This window comes from Streptomyces sp. NPDC051913 (assembly GCF_044593635.1).
Taxonomy (GTDB): domain Bacteria; phylum Actinomycetota; class Actinomycetes; order Streptomycetales; family Streptomycetaceae; genus Streptomyces.
Map to the genome: position 1 here is coordinate 1,045,393 of NZ_JBIUCI010000001.1, position 21,384 is coordinate 1,066,776.

The 21,384-nt window shown below is 68.5% G+C and carries 21 protein-coding genes; 9 read left to right on the forward strand and 12 right to left on the reverse strand.

Going from position 1 to position 21,384, the window contains the following annotated elements; translation table 11 throughout:
• The first annotated feature begins 145 nt into the window (after positions 1-145).
• Positions 146-1,927, forward strand: coding sequence for a serine/threonine-protein kinase (locus ACIHIX_RS04865; protein ID WP_399949673.1), 1,782 nt, complete (start codon positions 146-148; stop codon positions 1,925-1,927).
• A gap of 15 nt (positions 1,928-1,942) precedes the next feature.
• On the opposite strand, the gene ACIHIX_RS04870 is transcribed toward ACIHIX_RS04865, so the two are convergent.
• From ACIHIX_RS04870 to ACIHIX_RS04910, 9 genes are read right to left on the reverse strand one after another with little or no spacing between them, the layout of a single operon-like run.
• Positions 1,943-2,419, reverse strand: a complete 477-nt coding sequence (locus tag ACIHIX_RS04870; RefSeq protein ID WP_399949676.1) for a TadE/TadG family type IV pilus assembly protein — start codon at positions 2,417-2,419, stop codon at positions 1,943-1,945.
• Positions 2,416-2,859 carry a TadE/TadG family type IV pilus assembly protein gene (locus ACIHIX_RS04875; protein ID WP_399949679.1) on the reverse strand — a complete coding sequence of 148 codons (444 nt, stop codon included), beginning with the start codon at positions 2,857-2,859 and terminating at the stop codon, positions 2,416-2,418. Before ACIHIX_RS04875 ends, ACIHIX_RS04870 begins: the two co-directional genes overlap by 4 nt.
• A 2-nt stretch (positions 2,860-2,861) precedes the next feature.
• Complete coding sequence (locus ACIHIX_RS04880) at positions 2,862-3,311, reverse strand: TadE family protein (RefSeq protein WP_399949682.1); 450 nt, start codon at positions 3,309-3,311, stop codon at positions 2,862-2,864.
• A gap of 47 nt (positions 3,312-3,358) precedes the next feature.
• A complete protein-coding gene (locus ACIHIX_RS04885; protein ID WP_361532167.1) occupies positions 3,359-3,610 on the reverse strand; it encodes a hypothetical protein in 252 nt (83 codons plus the stop codon).
• 32 nt (positions 3,611-3,642) lie between these two features.
• A complete protein-coding gene (locus tag ACIHIX_RS04890) occupies positions 3,643-4,566 on the reverse strand; it encodes a type II secretion system F family protein (protein ID WP_399949685.1) in 924 nt (307 codons plus the stop codon).
• Complete coding sequence (locus ACIHIX_RS04895) at positions 4,563-5,540, reverse strand: type II secretion system F family protein (protein WP_399949688.1); 978 nt, start codon at positions 5,538-5,540, stop codon at positions 4,563-4,565. The genes ACIHIX_RS04890 and ACIHIX_RS04895 overlap by 4 nt, the downstream gene beginning before the upstream one ends.
• Before the next feature lie 5 nt (positions 5,541-5,545).
• Positions 5,546-6,853: a CpaF family protein gene (locus ACIHIX_RS04900; protein ID WP_399949691.1), complete on the reverse strand. Its 1,308-nt coding sequence runs from the start codon at positions 6,851-6,853 to the stop codon at positions 5,546-5,548.
• Positions 6,850-7,719 (reverse strand): hypothetical protein, encoded by an 870-nt coding sequence (locus ACIHIX_RS04905; protein ID WP_399949694.1) that lies wholly within the window; start codon positions 7,717-7,719, stop codon positions 6,850-6,852. Before ACIHIX_RS04905 ends, ACIHIX_RS04900 begins: the two co-directional genes overlap by 4 nt.
• A gap of 15 nt (positions 7,720-7,734) precedes the next feature.
• Positions 7,735-8,460: a hypothetical protein gene (locus ACIHIX_RS04910; RefSeq protein WP_399949697.1), complete on the reverse strand. Its 726-nt coding sequence runs from the start codon at positions 8,458-8,460 to the stop codon at positions 7,735-7,737.
• Positions 8,461-8,868: 408 nt separating this feature from the next.
• On the opposite strand from ACIHIX_RS04910, the gene ACIHIX_RS04915 reads away from it, so the two are divergent.
• The 4 genes from ACIHIX_RS04915 (at position 8,869) to ACIHIX_RS04930 (ending at position 15,312) form a co-directional block, all read left to right on the forward strand.
• Positions 8,869-9,783: a hypothetical protein gene (locus tag ACIHIX_RS04915; protein ID WP_399949699.1), complete on the forward strand. Its 915-nt coding sequence runs from the start codon at positions 8,869-8,871 to the stop codon at positions 9,781-9,783.
• 32 nt (positions 9,784-9,815) lie between these two features.
• Positions 9,816-10,553, forward strand: coding sequence for a hypothetical protein (locus ACIHIX_RS04920; protein WP_399949702.1), 738 nt, complete (start codon positions 9,816-9,818; stop codon positions 10,551-10,553).
• Positions 10,554-10,639: 86 nt separating this feature from the next.
• On the forward strand, positions 10,640-12,661 hold the full coding sequence (locus ACIHIX_RS04925; RefSeq protein ID WP_399949705.1) for a hypothetical protein: 2,022 nt from the start codon (positions 10,640-10,642) through the stop codon (positions 12,659-12,661).
• A gap of 281 nt (positions 12,662-12,942) precedes the next feature.
• Positions 12,943-15,312 carry a lamin tail domain-containing protein gene (locus ACIHIX_RS04930; RefSeq protein ID WP_399949707.1) on the forward strand — a complete coding sequence of 790 codons (2,370 nt, stop codon included), beginning with the start codon at positions 12,943-12,945 and terminating at the stop codon, positions 15,310-15,312.
• Between the two features lie 85 nt (positions 15,313-15,397).
• On the opposite strand, the gene ACIHIX_RS04935 is transcribed toward ACIHIX_RS04930, so the two are convergent.
• Genes ACIHIX_RS04935 through ACIHIX_RS04945 form a run of 3 tightly spaced genes read right to left on the reverse strand, consistent with a single transcriptional unit; the run spans position 15,398 to position 17,612 of the window.
• Complete coding sequence (locus ACIHIX_RS04935; RefSeq protein WP_399949710.1) at positions 15,398-15,880, reverse strand: SitI3 family protein; 483 nt, start codon at positions 15,878-15,880, stop codon at positions 15,398-15,400.
• 14 nt (positions 15,881-15,894) lie between these two features.
• Complete coding sequence (locus tag ACIHIX_RS04940) at positions 15,895-17,310, reverse strand: putative T7SS-secreted protein (protein ID WP_399949713.1); 1,416 nt, start codon at positions 17,308-17,310, stop codon at positions 15,895-15,897.
• Entirely contained in the window at positions 17,307-17,612 is a 306-nt protein-coding gene (locus ACIHIX_RS04945; RefSeq protein ID WP_399949716.1) for a hypothetical protein, read from the reverse strand. The genes ACIHIX_RS04940 and ACIHIX_RS04945 overlap by 4 nt, the downstream gene beginning before the upstream one ends.
• A 325-nt stretch (positions 17,613-17,937) precedes the next feature.
• On the opposite strand from ACIHIX_RS04945, the gene ACIHIX_RS04950 reads away from it, so the two are divergent.
• Genes ACIHIX_RS04950 through ACIHIX_RS04965 form a run of 4 tightly spaced genes read left to right on the forward strand, consistent with a single transcriptional unit; the run spans position 17,938 to position 21,376 of the window.
• The gene (locus tag ACIHIX_RS04950; RefSeq protein WP_399949719.1) at positions 17,938-18,609 is read left to right on the forward strand and encodes a hypothetical protein; all 672 of its coding nucleotides are present in this window, start codon (positions 17,938-17,940) and stop codon (positions 18,607-18,609) included.
• Positions 18,600-19,685, forward strand: coding sequence for a hypothetical protein (locus ACIHIX_RS04955; RefSeq protein ID WP_399949722.1), 1,086 nt, complete (start codon positions 18,600-18,602; stop codon positions 19,683-19,685). Before ACIHIX_RS04950 ends, ACIHIX_RS04955 begins: the two co-directional genes overlap by 10 nt.
• Before the next feature lie 36 nt (positions 19,686-19,721).
• Positions 19,722-20,021 carry a WXG100 family type VII secretion target gene (locus ACIHIX_RS04960; protein ID WP_399949724.1) on the forward strand — a complete coding sequence of 100 codons (300 nt, stop codon included), beginning with the start codon at positions 19,722-19,724 and terminating at the stop codon, positions 20,019-20,021.
• Positions 20,018-21,376, forward strand: coding sequence for a hypothetical protein (locus ACIHIX_RS04965; protein ID WP_399949727.1), 1,359 nt, complete (start codon positions 20,018-20,020; stop codon positions 21,374-21,376). The genes ACIHIX_RS04960 and ACIHIX_RS04965 overlap by 4 nt, the downstream gene beginning before the upstream one ends.
• Positions 21,377-21,384: the final 8 nt, after the last annotated feature.

Below are 21,384 nucleotides of genomic sequence, written 5' to 3' on the forward strand. Positions count from 1 at the left end.
CCCCCGCCTCTCCTTCCCCCGAGGACAACGGCCCCGCCACCCCGCAGCAGCCCACCAGCCCCACAACCCCCTTCCGTACCATGGCCGAGGCAAGGCAACCCGCATGGCACCCCTGCCTCCCTCTCCCCACTCGGAAGGACGCCCCATGGAAGCGCTGTCGCCCGAAGACGCCCGGGAGATAGCCGGTTACCGGCTGCGTGCCCGGCTGGGTGAGGGCGGTATGGGCATGGTCTACCTGTCGCACACGCGGGGCGGACAGCCGGTGGCGTTGAAGGTGGTCAGGCGGGAGTACGCGCAGGACCCGGAGTTCCGGAAGCGGTTCACGCAGGAAGTCGCGGCGGCACGGCGGGTGCAGGGGCCGTACACCGCGCCCGTCCTCGACAGCTTCACGGACGGGCCGGAACCGTGGCTCGCCGTGAGTTATGTGCCCGGCCCCTCCCTCGCCTCTGCCGTGTACCAGCACGGTGTACTGCCGGTCCGCACCGTGCTACAGCTGACGGCCGGTATCGCCGAGGCTCTCCAGACCGTCCACGCGGCAGGTGTGATCCACCGCGACCTGAAGCCTTCCAACGTCCTCCTCGCCTCCGACGGTCCGCGCGTCATCGACTTCGGGATCGCCCGGGCCGCCGACACAACTACCCTGACGGCTAAAGACGTACGGCTGGGCACGCCCGCGTACATGGCGCCCGAGCAAGCGATGGGCAGCGACGTCACCCCGGCCCTCGACCTCTTCGCACTCGGCCTGGTCACCTACTTCGCGGCGACCGGACGCCACCCGTTCGGCGAGGGCTCCTCGCAGGCGCTGCTGTTCCGCATCGTGTCCAACGAGCCCGACCTGGCCGGTTGTCCCGACGAACTGCGCGGCATCATCGCCGCCTGCCTGGCCAAGGACCCCGCCGCCCGGCCGACTCCCGCGCAGCTCATCGAGGCGTGCAACAACCTCGCGGGCACCGGCGGGTTGGTACGGCACGAGGGGTGGTGGCTGCCTGCCGCCGTGACGCAGCAGATCGCCCAGCAGGAGCAGACCCTGCGGATCTATTCCGCCCCGCCACAAGCCACGCCTTCCGTGCCCACCCAGCCCGGCCTCGCTCCCCAGGCCGCCTTCGCCGCCGCCGCGCCCACGCGGCCCGCGCACTCGCCGGCCCAGGCGTACATGGCTGCCGCCCCGACCGCACCCGCCCGGCCCCCACACCCTGCACCGGCGTCGACACCCGTCGAGCGTCGTCGTAAGCCCCTGCTCGCCGCCGTCGCTGTGGTCGGTGTACTGGCGGTCGGCGGAGGCTCGTTCGCCGCGTACCAGCTCATGGGCGACGACGGGACCAAGAAGACCGCCACTGGCGACACCGACGTCAAGGTGACCGGAGGGCCGACTTCCAGCGAGCCGACCGCGGGTTCCTCGGCGGGCGCCGACAAAACCAGGTCCGAGGCCGGCTGGCAGATCAGCGAGCGGGACAAGGCGCTGGTGCTACAGGCCCCCAAGTACATCGCGAACGCCAAGGACGTCGGCTCCGGCACCCTGTGCAATCCGTCCGACGTCACCTCGCTCGACATCAACAGCCTTGAGCTGAAGATCAACGGGACGTACGTGCCCTCGTCCGGGGGCTATCTCACGTACACCGACTGCCCGGACCCGATCCGGTTCAACGGCATCCGGCTGGCCGACGACGGCGGCTCCTTCGGCACCACCGACGAGGAGCACCCCACCCCCAGTGCCTGCCGCGACGCCGCCACCGCGGGCACTCTCCCCAACCCCGTCCCGCTGAGCAGGATCCGGGACGACTCGGTCCTCAAGGCCGGCACCGGTCTCTGCATCCTGTCCGACGAGGGGGCCGTGACCCATCTGTGGATCACCAAGGTCAACAAGGACACCGCGAACGACGATCTGCGGACCTACGTGGTGACGGCCACGCAGTGGAAGCCGGAGTGACCGCGTCGGGCGGTCTCAGCCGACCTGGTTCTCCGCGACCGCCTGGCCATGGACGACGACGTCACCGCCGTAGAACATTCCGGTGAAGACCGGCGAGTACGTCAACTGCACTTCGACCTCGACCTGTTGAGCGTCCGCCGCCACGCAGTGCGTCGCGGCGATGTCCGCACCGGACATGTCCATCTCGCGCGCGAAGGCCTTCACGCGTGCGTCGCAGTTGCCGAAGTTGATGGGGGCGGCACCGTTCTCGTTCTCGTACAGGGAGTCGAGGTCGATGTCCTGGGCGGCGTAGCGGGCGGCCTGTTCCGCTATGTCCGCCGCGCGCTCCCGCTTGGAGATCGACAGGCCGCCGTCGATCACGAAGGCCGACAGAGAGATGAAGACGAGCGCGAAGATGATGACCGCACCGGCGCCGGAGCCTCGGTCGTCGAGGTGGGCGCGGCGGGAGTCCAGCCAACCGCGGAAAGCAGCGGGGAGTCTCAACTTCCTCATCCCGCCTTTCTCTTGAACGGGTCGAGCGGGGCCGTGAAGGATCCCGACATCGTGGTCTTGATGTCCAGCCCGAGCATGGCCAAGCCCTTCACCTCGCAGCTGACCTCGACGGTGAACAGGTCGGCGTTCGCGAATCCCGCACTGGTCTTGGTCACCGTCACGGGGCCGACACAGACGTCGGTGAGGTCGGCCTCGGCGGCCTTCCGCGCCTCCGCCATGGCTATGCCGACATCCCACTGGAGCGAGCCCGAGCGGGCGGCATCCCGCGCGGCGCCGTCGATGGCACCGCGGCCCTCGACCATCTGCCCGAAGGCCACCAGGACGAGGATGAAGAGAATCATCACCGGGGCGAGGATCACCACCTCGATGGCGGACAGGCCCCGGTCGTCGTCGGCCAGGCGACGCTTGAAGTCCCCGAAGGCCGTGGGAGAGACACGCATCTCTAGTTCTCGTTCTCCCTCACGAACCGCTCCACCGGTCCGACCGACTGCGCATGCACCCTCAGATCAAGTCCGGGGAACACCGACGGAACCCGTGCCGTGATCTCCACACCCACGGTGTTCTGCTCCGGCTGGACCGTCTCCACGTTCGGTGACAGCACCAGGCTCGGGCCGAGCTGGCTGATGTAGTCGTCCACCACGTCCCGTGCCTTGACCCGCCAGGCGCCCGGCTCGTCATGCGCCGTGGCGCGGGCCTTGCGGGCACCGGCCTGGGCAGCGGCCTGGGCCACGTGGTCGGCGAAGAAGTACAGCGCGAACTGCACCGTCGCGAAGATCATGAAGAACAGGACGGGGGTGAGCAGCACGAACTCGATCGCGGTCATGCCGGAGTCACCGCGAGCGGAGGTCTCGTCCTTGACGGCCCCCCACCGGCGGCGTGCCCATGTCCGCATACGCTGCCGCACCCAGTCCCCGTTTCCCGTTCGCCGTACGTCTGCGGTCAGCAGGTGCCCGAGGCCTTGGCGCCGTCGATGCAGGTCCCGACCTTCGTGGCGCCCTTCTCCAGCGCGGCATTGATGATCGCGGCAACCACGCCGACGATCGCCACGACGACCGCGGAGATGATGACCCACTCGACGGCGGAGGCACCACGGTCGAGCTCGCCGGAACGAGCGCGCTGCACCCGGCCCTGGAGGAAGGTGACGAGGAAGTCCACCGCCGGGATGCCGGTGTTGAAGTTCCGCTGGTTCATGGTCATTGTCCTTTCAAGAGAGTTAGAGGGCATCAGACCTGGAACACCCTCATCGCCGCCGGATAGATCAGGAACACCAGGAAGCCGGCGCACAGCAGCAGCTGGGCCACGAGCATCGACTGCGACTTCTCGCCCGCGCTGCCCTCGATCTCGGCCATCTCGCGGTGCCGCATCGTCTCGGCCCGGGAAGCGAGGGACTCCCGGACCTTCGCGCCGTCGTCCGCCACCAGGGCCAGGGAGGCCGAGAGATCCTTCAGTTCCTCCACACCCAGCTCCTCACCGAGCTGGCCCAGCGCCTGCCATTGGCTGATACCCGTGATACGGGCGTCCGCAAGGGCGTTGTGGATGCGCTGGTTGGCCCAGCCGTCCGACACATCGGCCGCTGCCATGAGCGCCTCCGGCAGACCACGGCCACCGGCGAGGCTCATGGACACCAGGTCCAGGTACGCCCCGATCACGCGCCGCAGGTCGCGACGCTTGTCGGCGGCGTCTCGCCGTACCTCCAGGTCGGGGAGGAAGAAGAACAAGGCCCCGCAGAGCAGCGCGAGCCAGACCGGGATGATGGGGCTGTCGGCAAGGGCCAGCGTCCACACGATCGCGAACAGGAACGGGCCGAAGAACAGACCGGCCACCCCGAGCAATGCCTTCGTTGCCAGGAACTTCTCCCAGCTGCGGTCCAGCACAGCGAGGTCGGCGCGCAGCGAGCGCTGCTCCCAGCCCTGCTGCAGGTAGAAGTCGGCGACGCGGCGGCCGACATCAGCGCGGAGTGACCCGAGGCGGCCCTTGTCGACGGCGGTCCGGGGGGACTCGTACGCCGTGCCCCGCGCCCGCATCGCGTCGATCCGCGCGACCTGCGAGACCGCGCTGCGCTTGGTCGGCATGAGGGCGCGGACGAGGGCGTAGAGGCCGAGGCCGATAACGGCACCGACGATGACCGGCATGGTGATGTCGCTCATCGGCGCACCCCCTCTTCCTGCTGGACCGGCTGGGACGGCGTGCGGGGACGGACGAACTGGACGGCCGAGTCGTCCTTGACGAGGAAGCGTTCGGGCGTCTCGATGGTGGACAGCTTGCGCAGCCACCAGAAGCCGAGCGCGAAGAGACCGCAGACGATCGCGAGGACCATCTGGCCGACGGCGGTGCCGTACGGCTCCACGAACTCGCGGTTGAACACGGACAGTCCGAGGACGAAGGCGACCGACACCGCGACGACGATCTGTACCGAGCGGCGGGTGGAGGCTCGTTGCGCCATCACGCGCTGACGCATGTCGACCTCTTCGCGCGCCGACTTGGCGAGCGCGCCGAGGACCTGCCGCAGACCGGGCCCGCGCAGGCGGGCGTTGAGGATGAGTGCCGCGACGATGATGTCGGCGGACGCGTCGTCGATCTCGTCGGCGAGATGCTGGAGCGCGTCGGGCAGCGGGGTGCGGGCGCGGAGGCGGTCCACCAGGGCGTCCAGGTGGGGACGCAGCACGGGGGCTGAGGCGCGCGCGGACGCCGGGATGGCCTGCTCCAGGCCGACCGCGCCGGCGATGGTGTCGCGCAGGGACTCCGTCCAGGAGGCCAGTGCCTCGACGCGCTTCATCGCGGCGCGTTCCTCGCTGGCGCCGCCGAACAGGCGGTCCCAGAAGAAGACGAGGACACCGGCCGCGATACCGGCGACGGCCCAGCGGGTGAGGAGAAGGACAACCAGGCCGACGATCGCGGCGAGCGACCCGCGCTGCCCCGCGAACCGGATCAGCTCACTGGCCCGCTCGGCGGCCTTCTGCTTCTCGTGGTCGGGCTTCGCGGGCAGTCCGCGTACGGCGGCGACGAGCAGCGCGAGTCCGCCGCCGACGGCGACACCGCAGCCGAGTGAGTAGAGGACGGTGGTGGAGAAGAGCCCGCCCATGGAGCCGAGCGAGTCCAGAGCAGCAAGCTGTTGAGACATGTGCGTCACCCCCACGTTCCGGTGGGCCGGTAGCCCTGTGCGATCAGTTCCTCGACGCAGGCGATCGGCGCGTGCGGCACGATCCGGCCGTCGTGCGCCTCGGCGAACACCTCGCTGGAGAGCACCCGGCCGTCGACGCCGTTGACCTCGCGGACCGAGGTGACCATGCGCTGGAGGCGGCCGCCCGTCTGGTAGTTGTTGCGCCGCTGGATGAAGACGACGAAGTTCACCGCGCCCGCGATGAGCATCTGGCTGGCCTCGATGGGCAGTCGCTCGGAGGCCTGGAGCGCGTACGTGGAAATACGGTTGAAGACCTCGTGCGAGCTGTTGGCGTGGATCGTGGACAGCGAGCCGTCGTTGCCCTGCGACATCGCGTTGAGCATGGTCACGATCTCGTCGCCGAGCACCTCACCGACGATGACGCGGGAGGGGTTCATACGGAGGGAACGGCGGACGAGCTCGGCCATGGAAATCATGCCCTGGCCCTCGGAGTTGGGCAGCCGTTCCTCGAAGGCGACGACGTTGGGGTGGAGATCGGCGAAGGTGTCGAGGCCGAGTTCCAGCGCCCGCTCCACGGTGATCAGTCGCTCGTGCGGCGGGATTTCGTTCGCGAGGGCCCTCAGCAGGGTCGTCTTACCGGCGTTCGTGGCGCCCGCGATCATGATGTTCTTGCGGGCGCGTACGGCGCAGGCGAGGAAGTGCGCGACCTCGGGGCTGAGGGTCCCGTTCCCGACGAGGTCGGAGATGAAGACCTTGCCCATGCGGGCGCGACGGATGGAGAGCGCCGGGCGCCGGGTGACGTCCATGACCGCCGACAGACGCGAACCGTCCGGCAGGCGCAGGTCGAGCTGGGGGTTGGCGGAGTCGAAGGGGCGGGACGACAGACCCGAGTAGGCGCCGAGCACCTGGATGAGCTCGATGAGCTCCTCGTCGGACTCGGCGACGGGGTCGCCGGTGACCTCACGGCCGTCGGAATAGCCGACGAAGACCTGGTCGTACCCGTTGATGTCGATGTTCTCGACGTCCGGGTTGTCGAGGAGCGGTTGCAGCCGTCCGACGCCGAAGAGCGCGGCGTGCACGGCGGCGGCGTACTGCTCCTCGGTCTCCGCGTCCAGCGGAGTGCGCCCGGCGTTGATCTCCGTCCGGGCGTGGTCCTCCAGGATCTGGGCTATGACCGCGCGCGCGTAGTGCCGCTCGTCCTCGCTCGACATCGGCGTGACACCGGCGACCTGGTCCTGACGCCGCTGCTCGGCGATCCGGTCACCGGCGTCCTGCCGGAACCGCTTGACCAGTTGATGGTCGACAGCGGTCATCGCCCGGCCTCCGCATGGCCGTTCATCTGGCCGAGCGGCTGACCGTGCTGGGCCTGGGTGGGTACGGTCCAGGCGGCGCCGTACTGCTGGTAGAGGTCCGCGGTGACCTTGCGGGCGGAGCGGATGAGCAGCGACTTGTCGAGGCGCCCGCGCTTGCGGCCGGCCAACTGGTCGGCGCCGGCGGGGTCGTCGGCGATGGTGCCGACGACTCGGGCGCCGGTCTGGGCGTGCACGAGCATGTCGTTGACCTGGCCCGCGAGCTTCGCCGCGTTGTTGGTGTCCGCGATGAGGACGACGCCGATCATCGGGTTGCCCATGGCCGCGACGCCGCGCTGACCGCCGTGCAGCTTGTTGCCGAGGGCGGCGGCACGGTCACGGACCCGCGCGATGGCCTCCGGCTCGGTACGGGAGATGAGCAGGACGAGGGCGGCGTGCGGGAAGAGGTCCACGGCGGGAGTGTCGCCGGCGATGCGGCCGCAGTCGGCGATGACGTCGGCGGCGGCGTGCGGGGACTCGGCGAGGGAGGCGAAGGAGTGGCCGAGGGTGGGCCAGAGACCGGCGAGACCGGCGGCCTGCTCGGCGTTGCCGAGACCGACGAGGACTTCGAGCCCGCCGCTCAACGGCTGGACATGATCCCAGAGTTGGTCGGGAACCAGACCTCGTCGTGCCGTGGCGGCGATGGAGAGCATGCCGGTGTTCGGGTTGAGCGGGCCTCCGTGCGCGGCGGCACTGCGGTACACGAGGTCGCCGCCCGCCGGGTCGGTCTCGGCGAGCAGCACACGCCGCGGCCAGACCGCCGCGAGGGCGACGGCCGCGGTGGTGACGCCGGGGGAACCCTTGTCGGCGGCGAGAGCGATGAGCGCCATGGGTGGGGCCGCCTTCTAGTTGCTGCTGTTGCTGCTGGGGACGAGGACGAGGACCACTTGGCTGTTGGCGGCGGCCTGGGCCAGCGCGGGGGCGACGTCGGAGTCGACGGCGAGGGTGTAGGCCGAGTTGGCGCTGCCCACGATGTCGTCGCTGTCGGCGCTCGGCACGCTGGTCACCGTCGCCTTGTCCGTGAGCACGGAGTTGCTGTTGCCGGACGTGGAGGCGGAGCTGTTGCTGCTGGAGCCTCCGTCGGTGACACGGTAGGCGGCGACGGTGTCGCCCACCTTGATGCCGGCCGGGAACTGACCGGCCTTGAGGGAGAGGCCCACGAGGGTCTTGCCGTCGGAGGCGCCCGCCTCGTCGCCGAACATCTGGCCCATGACGACGGTGCCCGTGGGAATGGTCGTGACGGCCTTCAGCGTCTTCAGGGTGCTCAGCTGCGCCCACTTGACGTAGTTGATGTCGGAGTCCTCGGCGACCATCACGGACGTCACGTCACTGTCGGTGACCTTCCCGCCCACGGGGATCTCCTTGGTGACCTTCACGACCTCGACCCGGTCCCCGGCCTGAAGCACCAGCATGGTCGCGCCGAGCGCCCCCACCAGAATCAGCAGCACCGCCAACGCGGCCAACGCCGGTTTGCGCTCGCGAGGCGGCGTGGGAAGCCGGTCACCGACCGACGGCTGAGCCGGAGCGGCGGAACGACCCTGACCCGCCCCCGTACGCTCTTGGATCTTCACGCAACCGCTCCCCGTACACCCAAGAAAGAGTCTGCCAAATGAGATGGAAATTAGGACACTTCACCCGGGTCTACCCGACTTGTGCGAATAGCCATCGCTGAGGTGAGTGTCAAGCCATGGCACCGTATCAGCCGCACATAAGCCCCTCAAGGCGCGTTCGAGGTCATGCACCTCACCCCGCTCCCCGTTATCCATCTGCAACTTCGGGCGCGTGTTGCCCAGTTCTGCGGGACCCGGAAGAGGGCTGTCGTCTGTGCGGGAGCGAACCCAGGACGCGTAGCCCGTCCGTCCCGTAACGCGACCTTCGTCACGACCCAGCCATGAGGCCTGCACGATTCGCTCACGAAGGCCCGAGGGTGCCGTGCCATGATCTTTGCTCGGTTTCACGGATACGGGGGCGTTGAGTCAATGACAGACGGAGAAGCGGGGCTTCTTCCGATCGGCGGGGCGGCGCTGGCGTCCGACCCGCGGGTCCTGGCGGCGGCCCGGGCGATCGGCGCCCGCAACGGGGTCGACTACACGAATGACGCGGCGGTCTCGGGGTTGCTGGCGGAACGCCGGGATGTGGCGCACAAGGCCCTGCACCGTCCGCTGGCCTATCTGAGCGGCCTGTTGATGGCGGCGGCCGTGGTCTGGGGCGTGGTGGCCCTGCAGGTGCCGTCGCTCGACCGGCGGACGGCACTGGCGGCCGGCCCGGTCCTCATCGTGGCCATCGCCATGTACGTCCAGGTCCGCAAGGGGTGGAAGCGTGAGCTGACGCACCCGGCGCTGGCCGGATACCGCGAGCTGCTGGGCGTGGCCATGGCCCACGGACTGCCGCTGGCGCATGTGCCGCCGTGGCTGGAGGGGCGGCCGGACTACGACGCGAGCGCGAACGGGCCGGGGAAGCGGAAGGGGGCGACGCCGATCCCGTCGTACCCGAACGTGGACACGCCCGCGGCACCCGCACCCACCCCCACGCCCACCGCATACGCACCCGTCCCCGTCCCTCCAAAGCCCCCGGCCGTCGCCGAGTACGAGCGCATCGCCGACACCGGTGGCTGGCACGACGAGGCGGGCTGCCTGCTGATCATCGCGGGCGCCGTCGGCGCGGGGTGGGCCTGGTCGGAGACCGAGCCGATCGGGTACGGGGCCCTCGCCCTGATCCCGCTCGCGATCATCGTGTGGCTCGCCGGCCGCAACCAGGGCGGCGAGAAGGCACGGCTGCGGGCGGAGGCGACCGAGTACGTCAGGGCGATCGCGGCGGCGCAGGCGGCGGGGGCGCAGGTGCCCGAACTGTCGCCGCAGCTGCAGAAGTTGCTGCACGGCACGTACGCCCCATGACCACAGAGAACAACCTCAAGGGAACCCCCCACATGAAGCGATCCACACTCGCCCTCCCCCTCCTCTCCGTGCTGACCCTGGCCACGCTGTCGGCGTGCGGCGGTGGGGACGGGGACGGAGCTTCGGACGCGAAGACGACCGACAGGGCGAAGGCCACGGCGTCGGCCTCGCCGGCGAAGCCGTCCGTGGACCCGGCGAAGGAGCTGGCCAAGCTGCTCGTCACCAAGGCGGAGGCCGGCGACTACAACGTCCGGGAACCCGAAGCGGGCGACGCCATGGCCACGACCCAGGACCAGCTGCGGGTCGACAAGGCGGCCTGCGCCCCGATGGCGTACGCGACCAACTACCTGCCCCTCGGCGACCCGGAGGCGTCCTTGGTCCGGGTGGCCGACAAGGGGACCAGCACCTACAACTACATCACCCTCGCCACCTACGCGCCGGGCAGGGCCGAGGCGGCGATGAAGGGTCTCGCCGAGGCGGCATCCGCCTGCACGGGGGGCTACACCGCGAAGTCCGACAAGGCCTCCACCTCCTACTCCTCGGTGAAGAAGGAGACGGCTCCCACGGGCACGGGCGCGGACGAGTCGATCGCCACCGCCTCGGTGGTCCCGTACAAGGGCACCCAGACGATGCGCACCCAGACCTTCCGCTTCGGTGACACGATCGTCAACTACTTCTCGATCAACACCTACGGCTTCCTCAACGGCCGCTCCAGCGAGGCCGACATCCCCACGGACCTCGTCAAAGCCCAGAACAAGAAGCTGGGTTAGGGCGACCAACACCGAAGGTTTCGCAGTAGCGAACCATCCCAGTAGAGTGCCGCGTGAAATCAGGTGGGGATCGGGGGAGTTCGGCGATGCGGGCGGCGACGAAGGGGACGGTCCGATCCACCAGGGCGAGACTGCTCGGGGTCCTCGCCTTGCTGGTGGCGCTCTTCGCAACCGTCACCCCGACGGCAGAGGCCGCCGGTTCCTCCGCCGACACCCAGGCCGCCTACCTCGCGGAGCAACTCCGCACCAGTCCCGTCTACGTCACCGACCAACTCCCCCGTGAGATCCCGAAGTCCACGACCCCGTCATTCGCCAAGGTCGCGCAGCGCACCGGCGTCCCCACCTACGTCCTCGTCCTCCCCCTGGAGGCCACCGACGGCGAGGCCCTGCTCGGCGCCGTGCACGACCGCCTCGGCAAGAAGGGGCTCTACGTCCTGATCGACGACTCGTCGGTCACCAACGCCACGGCCTACGGCGTCAGCGCCCCCGCCGACGACGCGGTCACCACCGCCACCTACGAACTCCCCTACGACGCGGGCCCGCTGCGCAGCTTCGAGCGCTTCGTCGAGGCCGTCACCGAGGACGACGACAAGGCGGCCGCACGCGCCGAGGCGGCCCGTGACAAGTACGACGCCGACGGCGAACCCGCCGACCTGTACATCGGCCCGAGTGACCGCGACGACCAGTCGTTCCTCACCGGCATGGCGATCACGGGCGTACCGCTGGCGATGCTGCTCCTGATTCCGTACGTACGACGCTGGTGGCGTCGTCGGCCAGGCGCAGCCCCGGTGTCCCTCACCAAGCGTCCATCGACCCCGCGCCGCCCTACCCGCCTGCTCCTCCCCCTGGCCGCCGCGGCCACCGCCGTCGCCATCGCCTCCACCGCCCCGCACGTCTTCGACCAGACGACCTCCAGCGCGTCCCCCCGCCCCCGCGCGATCGACCTGAACGCCCGTATCGACCGGGTCGTCGAGGGCCTGGCCCGGGACCCGATCTACCAGGACGCGGAGAGCCCGCGAGCCCTCGACCGCACGCAGCTGACCCAACTCCGCTCCCGCATCGTCGAGTTCAGCGCCTCGACGGGTGGTGGCCCGGTCTTCATGGCCCTGGTCCCGCAGTTGTACGAGGACGAGTCCGGGAGCGACGAGGAGTACTTCGCGTACGCCGTCCACGACAAGCTCGGCAAGGACGGCGTGTACATCGTGGCCGACCCCCTGGACGGCTACATCAACGTCTTCAACTACGGCCTGGGGCTCGACTCCTACGGCCCTCTCTACGACCTCCCCGAGTCCGTCACGTACGGCGACGAGAAGTCGGACACGGCCGACGACCACCTCCTCGCCGAACGCCTCACCACCGTCATGACCGCCCTCGACAAGACCGAGCGCACGGACGAGCCGACGACGCCCGGCGACCCGTACCCCCTCACGGACCCGATCACCGAGGACGAGCTCAACCCCCTCTTCTACGGCGACTTCTGGCCGGGCCTGTTCGTCGGCGCCCTGGCTGCCGGCGCCGCGCTCGCACTGGTGGCGGCGGCGCTGGGCATCGTCCGCAAGTCACTCCTGCGCCGCAACCCGGAACCGTTGCCGACCTCGGCCCTGCCCACCGCATCACCGGCGATGCCGACGAAGCCGTATCTGCACGACACGGCACGCATCGAACTCCAGGCCCTGGCCCGCGAGTTCGGCACCGGCGAGACGGCCGACACCCGCGCCCGGAACCGCTACGACGCGACGATGCTCCTGGCGACGGACGGCGAGACTCTGGACGAGCTCGCCCCCGCCACCCTCACCGCGGTCATCGTCCTGGCCCGTGCCACCCGCGCCGCCCTCTCCGGCGACGACAGCACCCTGTGCTGCGGAGTGAACCCCCTGCACGGCCCGGCGAGGACCCGACGCCACGTCCGGACGTCCAGCGTGGAGACCCGCAGGCGGATGCTCCCGCTGTGCCCGGTCTGCCTCGACGACCCGCACAAGATCCCGGCCCGCCTGCTGAAGCTGCCGCCCAACGGACTGCCGTACTACGAGGACGAGTTGCTCTCCGCCGTCCCCGAGGGCTTCACGAAGCTTGGCCGGAAGGTGCGGGAGGCGACGAACGTACGGTAGGAACGCGAGGCGGGCCGCAATTCCGTTGAGGCCGGCCACCAATCCGTTTCCCCGAATTTAACGTAGCCCCTCTTGGCACCCTCCTTTCTACGCGCGTAACTTGAGCCGACTCCACACGGGTCCCCCACACCCCGCCCCGCTTCAAGTGCCGCCCCGCCGCCCGATCCGAGGAGACCGCCAGCGTGTCCAGCCCCGATGGAAGAACCCGCAGCAAAGGGAAGAGCCCGCGTCCCCGGCGTGCTGCCGCCTACCCCCTCATATCCGTGGGCGCGGTGGGCGCAATGGCCCTGACCGCCCTCCCCGCCTGGACCGCCGCGGCGGTGCCCTCGGCCACCGCGGTCATCTCCGAGGTGTACGGCGGCGGAGGCAACTCGGGCGCGACCCTGACCCGGGACTTCGTCGAGCTGGCCAACGCGGGCTCCGAGGTCTTCGACCTGTCCGGATACAGCGTCCAGTACCTCCCGGGTTCGGCCTCGGCCGGCTCCCTCTGGCAGGTGACGTCCCTCAGCGGCTCACTCGCCGCAGGCAACCACTACCTGATCGGCGAGGGCACCGGCACCGGAGGCACCACGGCCCTCCCCACCCCGGACGCCTCCGGCTCGATCGCGATGAGCGCCACGACCGGCACCATCGCCCTCGTCTCCGGCACCACCGCGCTCACCTGCAAGACAGCGGCGGACTGCACGGCCGACAGCCGGGTGCTCGACATCGTCGGCTACGGCACCGCGGTCGTCCGCGAGGGCAGCGGCCCCGCGACAGGTGCCTCCAACACCGCGTCGGTGGCCCGTGCCGAGTCCCTGGCCGACACGGACGACAACGCGGCCGACCTCACGGCGGGGACGCCGACGCCGGTCAACTCGGCGGGCCAGACGCCTGATTCGGGCGGCGGAGACGGTGGCGGGGGCGGCGGGGGCGGTACGACGGACCCGGGCACCGTCCGCGTCCACGACATCCAGGGCACCACCCGCCTCTCCCCGTACGCGAACAAGGCGGTCACGCGCGTCCCCGGCATCGTCACCGGTGTTCGTACGTCGGGCTCGAAGGGTTACTGGATCCAGGACCCGGAGGCGGACACCGACGCCCGTACCAGTGAGGGCGTCTTCGTCTACACGGGTTCGGCCACGCCCACGGTGGCGGTCGGCGACTCGGTCCTGGTCACGGGCAAGGTCAGTGAGTACCACCCGAGCAGCACCAGCCAGTCGGTCACGGAGATCACAGGCCCGACGGTGACGGTCCTGTCGTCGGGCAACGCGCTTTCCGAGGCCGCGACACTGGACGCGACGACGGTCCCGGACGCGTACACGCCGGACGCGGCGGGTGGCAGCATCGAGTCGCTCCCCCTCGAACCCACCACGTACGCCCTGGACTTCTACGAGTCCCTGGAGGGCATGCGGACGGCGTTCGGCGACGCCCGCGTGGTCGGCGCGACGGACGCCTACGACGAGTTCTGGGTGACGGTGAAGCCGGACGAGCACCCGACGAAGCGCGGCGGCACGCTGTACTCCTCCTACGCCGAGCCCAACACGGGCCGGGTGAAGGTGGCATCGCTGGACACCACGGGCCCGACCGCCAATGTCGGCGACGAACTGTCCGGGACGACGACGGGCCCGCTCGACTACTCCACGTACGGCGGCTACATCCTCCAGGCCACGCAGCTCGGCACGTTTGCCGACAAGGGCCTGAAGCAGGAGGTGACCCGCCGCCAGAAGGGCAACGAGCTGGCGGTGGCCACGTACAACGTGGAGAACCTGGACGCGCTGGACGCCCAGGAGAAGTTCGACCGCCTGGCGCAGGGCGTGGCGACGAACCTCAACTCCCCCGACATCGTGGCCCTGGAGGAGATCCAGGACGACAACGGCGCGACGAACGACGGCACGTTGACGTCGGAGGAGACCCTTGGGAAGTTCACCGCCGCTATCCACGCGGCGGGCGGCCCCCGCTACTCCTGGCGCTACATCACCCCGGAGAACAACACGGACGGCGGCGAGCCCGGCGGCAACATCCGTCAGGTGTTCCTCTTCAACCCCAAGCGCGTCGACTTCGTGGACCGCGCGGGCGGCGACGCGACGACGGCGACGAGCGTGGTGAAGACGAGGAAGGGCGCGCAGCTCACGTACTCCCCCGGCCGCATCAACCCCACCAGCGAGGCGTGGGACAGCAGCCGTAAGCCCTTGGTGGGCGAGTTCAGATTCCACGGCGAGTCGGTGATCGTCATCGCCAACCACTTCACCTCGAAGGGCGGCGACCAGCCCCTCCACGGCCGCTACCAGCAGCCCACCCGCAGCTCGGAGACCCAGCGCGCGGCCCAGGCCGCCGAGGTGAACACCTTCGTCAAGTCCCTCCTCGCGGCCGACAAGGACGCCAAGGCGGTCGTTCTGGGCGACCTGAACGACTACGAGTTCTCGGACACGGTCAAGACCCTCACATCCGGCAACGTCCTCACCCCCCTGATCACGACCCTCCCGCCGTCAGAGCGCTACACCTACGTCTACGACGGCAACTCCCAGACCCTGGACCACACCCTGACGACCCCCGCGGTGACCCACTTCGACTACGACGTGGTCCACCTCAACGCGGAGTTCGCGGACCAGGCGAGCGACCATGACCCGCAGATCGTGCGGATCGACGTCAGCAGGTGCCGGGGGAACTGACACGGCAGCGTGAAGCCTGAGGCTGAAGGCTGCGGGATGACGGGGGCGGTCCGTGCGGGCCGCCCCCGCGTGCGGTGAACCGGTCTCAGTCCTCGAAGCGATGGGTCACGCGCTTGTAGGACTGGGTCACGAAGGGGATCCGGTGGGGTCGCCAGAGGTCGTCGTCCTCGCTCAGACTCAGCTCACCGTTCTTCCTCAACAGCCAGATCGACTCGTACTGGTAGTGGAGTACGGCGTCCCCGTCGACCTGCTCCAGCAATGCGAGCACCAGACGAAGCATGTCGTCCTGCTGGGCGCTCACCTCGGCGTCCTTGGCCATGCGGAACGTGGTGGAGACCGTCGGCGTGAAATGCAGATCGGCGACAACGGGGTGCCAGGGCTGTGGCGGTCGCTCCTGGGTCACCCGGATCCAGGTGCCGTGCCGGGTGTTCATGCCGGGATCCGTCAGCAGTTCGGGAGTGACCGTGGCATCGAATACGCCGAGGCCCCTACCGATCTCGGCCAGTCGTGCCGCGACGTCGGCCGCTGATGACTCCGCCGCGTACTCGAGGTCGTAAGAGATTGCCATGCTGATCCCTGGTCCTACGGATAGAGGTGAACTACGTTGCCGGCGCGGTCGATGACCATGACCTCTTTCAGACCGTCCATGGGCCAGTCCTGGAACTGCGACCGCAATGCTCCGAGGTCGGCATCGCTGTCTCCCAGATTGAGGACGACCCGGTCGGTCTGACCCGCGTCCACCTTCTTCTGGACAGCCGACCAGATGGAACGGGGATTCTTGGCGGTCGGGGCGTAGTTGTCGAATACCTGGCCCTCGATACGGAAATCAGGATTCTTCCCGTTGATCGTACCCGGCGTCTGTTCCACGTCGTATCCCTGTTTTGCCAGGGTATCCGCGGAATGCACCTCGCGGCCCTTGGCCCGTACCGTCTCCGCGTCGTCGTTCCTGCTGAGCGATTCCGGATTCCCTCGTGGCCGACCGGCCGGATCGGGCTCCCCCGACGGCTTCGTATGGACGCCCTCCGTCGACGCGTCCCAGTCACCGCCTCCCCCACCGTTGCCGTCGGACGTCATGTCCACCCGGTCGGGCCCGGCCGCGTCCTGCATGATGTTCGCCATCCCGGCTCCCGCCATGGACAGCCCCACACCTATCTGCGCGGCGGCGGCGACGTTGATGGGAATGCCGAGGACCGCCCCGACCCCCGTGGCGTCCAGCAGCCCGCCGCCGACTTCCTCGCCGGCACCGAGGGCGGCGATCCCGAGACCGCCGAGCACGGTCATCGTGGAGCCGATGTCGTCCACCATGGCATTGCCGATGGACGCGAGATCCGACACGACGACCTCGCCCACGTCCTCCAGCGCGTCCCCCACGTCACCGAGCAGATCACCGGCCTTGTCCCACCCGGAGTCGTGCATCCCGTCGTGGGTGATGGCGCGCCGGACAATACCGGCGGCCTGGCTCGCGGCGGTGTCCCGTACTTCCTTCGCGTGCTGGAGCGCGGTCTTCGCAGCTGTGAGGTCGCCGGCGGCCAGGTCCCGCCGCTTCTTCAGCCGGACGAGTTCGGGGTCGTCGTCAGGGGTGTCGTCCGGCAGCTTGTCGATGGCCGCCTCGGCCGACTCATGGTCGTCATGGGCGCTACGGCCGTCACGCAGCGCCTTGTCAGCCAGGTGCTGGGCGTGTTCCAGGGCGGAGGCCCAGTCGGCGGTGCTGTCGTCCTGGACCCGCGTACCCATGGCCTGGGCGGCCTTGTCGTACCGGTGGTACGCCTTCTTCAGCGGCTCCAGCGTGTCCTTCGCCGTATCGCGAAAGGTGTCCGCCGCCTTGGACTGCCACGACTCGACGGCGGAGAGCGCCTCCACGTCACCGGACTCGCGCCGGATGTCGTCGGCGACGTCACGCAGCGACTGACCGAGCAGCGCGATGGCGTCCGGGTCGCCGGGAACCGGGTCGCCGTCCTCACCCAGCACCGACCACTCGTGAACAGGGGGACGCCTCACTTCCCCGCCTTTGCGTCCTGCCGACGCAGGGCCGCGGCCAGCTCCGAGTCGATCGCGTCGTAGCTCTTCGCGGCGTCCCAGGTGATGGTGCCGAGCGTTCTGATCTGCTCGGCGAGATCCTTGCGGTGGATCTTCCAGTTGTCTGCGAAGTCCTGGAAGGCATCGGCGACCAGCTGGGTGCCGAGTTCGGCGCTCGTGTACTCCTCGGCGGGGTTCGCACGGTTGGTGAAGGTCTCGTAGATCCGCTGGAGCGCGCGAGAGCACTCCTTGATCCGCTTGGTGTCCGCCTTGATGTCACTCATCGATGTCACTCATCGCCCGAGGCCGTCGTCCGACATGACAGTCCGCCCCCACCCCGTCCGTCCGTGCACATGCCAACGAAGAACCTAGTGAGCTCGATTAAGGACGAGACAAGAGAAGTGCCAACGACGGGCAAAGCGCCCTCGCGGACCCGCCTCCGGAAGCCATCACCTGTTCGGGCACGATCAGGACACAGCTCACACCCGCAAGCGCCCCATACGGCCTGAATTGCCCCCGTTCACAGGGAAGTTCGCTGTGGCGAAAACGGGAACCTCACCGATACCGTCAGACCTCTTGACTGAACTTATTTCTCACGGGGAGTTCACTGTGAAGCGCCGCACTTTGCCCGTTGCCGCCGCGCTGGTCGCGTCGGCGGCCCTGCTCCTTACCGCCTGCGGCGGCGAAGACGACGGCTCGAAGGGCAACGACAAGATCGCAGGCGCCGACCAGGGGTCGGCGACGCCGAGCGCGTCGGCGTCGGCCTCCGGGGCGCCGGCGGGGGACAAGCCGGATGGCGTGGACGTATCGCTGCCCAAGGACCTGACCATGGTCTTCGACTGGGACAAGCCGAAGGACAAGAACGAGGCGGCGGCGATGGACGACGCCGCGAACTTCCTCCGCGCCATCTATCGGGGCATCGACAAGCAAACGACCAAGGACGCGGCCCTGACCACGTACGCCACCGGCGACGGCCTCCACTACGGCGAGGTGCAGATCAACGCCTGGATCAAGGGCGGCTGGACGGCGACCGGCACGGAACGCCACTACGAGGCCACCACCCGGTCCGCCTCCAGTGGGAGCTCCGTGGAGGTGGCGTTCTGCGTGGACTCAACCAAGTTCTACGGCAAGGAAATCAAGACGGGGAAGGTCCTGAAGACCGAACCCAGCATCAAGGACTTCGACTACTTCAAGATCATCATGACGAAGTTCCCCACTGCTGAGGGCCTGTGGCAGGCGTCCAAGGTGTACGTCCAGACCAAGGCGGCGAAGTGCCAGTGACCGGATCTCGACGCGCGCTGATCGGCGCTGGAGTCCTGACTCTGGCTCTCAGCGTCCTCGCCCTCGCGGAACCGGCCTACGCGGCAGGACCGGCAGGCAAGGACGAGGGCGCCAGCACCGAGGAGTCCGGCGGCGGAGACTCGACCGGCATCTACGCCGCCGCCAAGATCCAGTACTCCGGCTCAGTCACCAAAGACGGCAGCACCGGCAACGTGACGTCCTCCGACGTCAACTGGACGCCCCCGCCCTGCTGGTACGCCCCCTACCTCGGTGCCAAGGACTTCAAGAAGAAGATGTCCGAGGAGATCGAGACCGCCAAGAACACCCCCGGCATGGGCGGCACCGCGGGCTCGGCGATCGGTCAGCTTGAGCAGCACTACGAGGACGAGTACGGCTGGACGGACCACCCCGGCTACAAGGACTACAACGTCGACAAGGACGGCGACGGCATGTTCTGGGCCGGGGTGGAGAACCCCAACGAGCCCGACGTCCTCAAGCGCGGCTCCTGCAACGAGATCCCCTTCTGGGTCGAGAACGGCGACACCCCACCGCCCCAGTACGAGGAGGCGATCAAGCCGGAGATCCTCGCAGCCTTGGCTTACCAGCACATGACGCTGCCGGACACGAAGGTCACCCTCGCCCCCGCGGCCACGACCAAGGTGAACCTCCCGACCTGGGCCTGGCTCGACAAGGCCGTGTTCGACGAGGTCCAGGCGACGGCGGCCGTCAACGTCCCCGGCTTCAACATCCAGGCGACGACCACTGCCAAGCCGGTGTCCCTGAAGCTGGAACCAGGTACGGACGACGCCCAGACCTACCCGGCCTCGGGCGTGTGCACGTTCAACGCCGACGGCTCGATCGGGGAACCGTACGCGAAGGGCAAGTCGGACGAGACCCCGCCCTGCGGCCTCAAGTACCTGCGCTCGTCGGGCAACGGAACGTACAAACTCCGCGCGACCATCACCTGGCAGATCTCCTGGACCGGAACCGGCGGCACGGGCGACAACCTGCCCGACGGCACCTTCGGAGCGACCCAGGACATCACCGTCCAGGAAATCCAGGCCGTCAACCATTGATCAGGGAAATCGATACAAGCAGGGGGAGGGTACTGAGTGTCCGACTCAGACCTTAAGGTCGACTACGACTTTCTCGCTGAGTCCGAGAAGAAACTCGGCCAGTTGAAGAAGACATTCGAGGACATCGAAAATCGGCGCGACGACATGCACAACCACTGGGGATCCGGAAAAATCGCCGACGTCATGGATGACTTCGTCGACAACTGGGACGACTATCGCGCGAAACTCATCGATAACCTCGACACTGTCGGTCAAATGGTAGCCGGCACCAAAAAGGCATTCGAGGATCTCGACAACCAGTTGGCGAATCGCGACAAGAAGAAGCAGACGAAGTGACACCGACATCCAAGCGCCGCCCGCTGGACTGGCAGCCACTCCGCGACTCCGACCCGGTGCCCGGAGACCCCGAGGAGATCCGCGCCGAGGTCACCCACATGGTGTCGGTCGCAGAGAAGCTGAGAGACCAGGCCAAGAACCTCCAGACGATCAGCAACGAGGAAAAGCTCAAGGGCAAGTACGCCAAGAGCCTTCGTGAGCAGTCCTCCACGCTGGAGAAGCACATGCGGGAGGTGGCCAGTCGTTACGAACGCGTCCACACCCATCTCACCACGTGGTCCAACGAGTTGGAGGACTTTCAGACCGAGGCCGACAAGGTCCTGCGCCGAGCCAAAGAAAAACAGGACGAACTCGAGGCTGAAAAGGCCAAGGAGGCCAAGGAGTCCGAGTCCGGCGACAAGAACACTCCCAAGCCATCCGTCAGCGGGACCGACCACGATCCATATGTGACGTACCGGAATCAGCTGAACACGATCACCGATGATCGCGACGGCCGCGCCGAACACCATGAGGGCAAGATCCGGGCAGAGATCGAAGACATCATCGAGGACTCATGGTGGGACAACGTCAAGGGTTGGGTCCATGATCATGCGGACGCGATCAAGGCTTTCATGGACGTTCTCGGCTGGGTCGCGACCGTGGCAGGCTTCCTGGCGCTTGCCATTCCCGGCTTGAACATGCTCGTCCTTGGCATCGCACTGCTCACCATCGGGCTCAGACTCCTCTTGGTGGCATCCGGCGACGCCACCTGGACGGATGTCATCTTCGACGTCGTGGGTGGACTGCTCGTCGTGGGTGGCCTCGGAGCTGCCGCGAAGCTCGCCAGTGGCGCCAAGGCCACTGCTGGCGCCGCCCAGGCCGCCCGGACCGCCGGGCTGAGCCGGGGGCTCAGCGGCGTCAAGGGCATCCTGGACGACACAGGGCGACTGATGACCAAGTTGCCGCAGGGGGCGGGGCGACAGGCCCTCGGGGCGGCTCGCAACGCGATGCGCAAGTCCATCTCTCAGAATGTCGGCCTGGTGGCCAAGGGACCGCTGAGGGTCAGCCCGTTGTCGACGCTGGTTCACCTCGGCGACAAGGAGATGGCCGGCGTGGCGAAGATGTTGCAGGCGAACAAGGCCACTTTCCCGGCAGCCGCGGGTGCTGCTGCGGACAAGGCGTACAAGTCGTATCAGGCTGGCCTCGGCATCGCCTGGACCGGCATGGGGATGGACGTCATGGACAAGACGCTCGGAAAGAGTGACCTGACAAGCTGGACCCACGAGAACTTCGGTACCGGCGAGAAGCCGTACAACGCGGCGTACTCGGATTGGAAGGACAACACCCTGAAGCCTGCCCCCGATACCCACTGGTGAGGAGTGAC